This is a genomic window from Pseudomonas ceruminis, from assembly GCF_021602025.1.
Lineage (GTDB): Bacteria > Pseudomonadota > Gammaproteobacteria > Pseudomonadales > Pseudomonadaceae > Aquipseudomonas > Aquipseudomonas ceruminis.
Genome location: NZ_BQHW01000081.1, coordinates 1 through 464 on the forward strand (window position 1 = coordinate 1; position 464 = coordinate 464).

A 464-nucleotide genomic window follows, 5' to 3' on the forward strand; every position below is an offset into this window, starting at 1 on the left:
CCTAAGAGGGTGTAGACAAAATAAACTAAACTCACCACTCCTTCAGCCTGGACAGCCTTGAAGTCATGCCTCGAACCGGACGCCCGCCCGCGATTGCCGCAGAGCAGTACCCAATGCTCGTCAAGCTTGCACAAACCCATCCCTTCTCCAGCCAAGCTGAATTAGCGGATGCATTCCATGCTGAAACGGGTATCACCGCTCATCCCGACACGTTTGCAAAAGCCTTGAAGCTGGCTGGAATTACACGAGTGAAGCAGCGTGCCAAAGGCAGCTTTGTTTCACCCGAACCTCGCAAGTCCTACGGCTACAACGAAACGCACCGACGCCAGTTGCCGGAGCAACGATATCCCAGCTGCCTGACTGATGCTGAATGGGCGCTGGTCGCCGATTTGTTTGAAACTCAGGGAGGTCGTGGTGTGCCACCGCGTCATTCTCGACGGATGCTGCTCGAAGCCTGCTGCTAT

1 pseudogene is annotated in these 464 nt (G+C 55.4%); it reads left to right on the top strand.

The window, feature by feature from the left end:
• Nucleotides 1-65: 65 nt before the first annotated feature.
• Nucleotides 66-464, top strand: a pseudogene (locus tag L6D80_RS29885) (IS5/IS1182 family transposase); the annotation flags it as partial.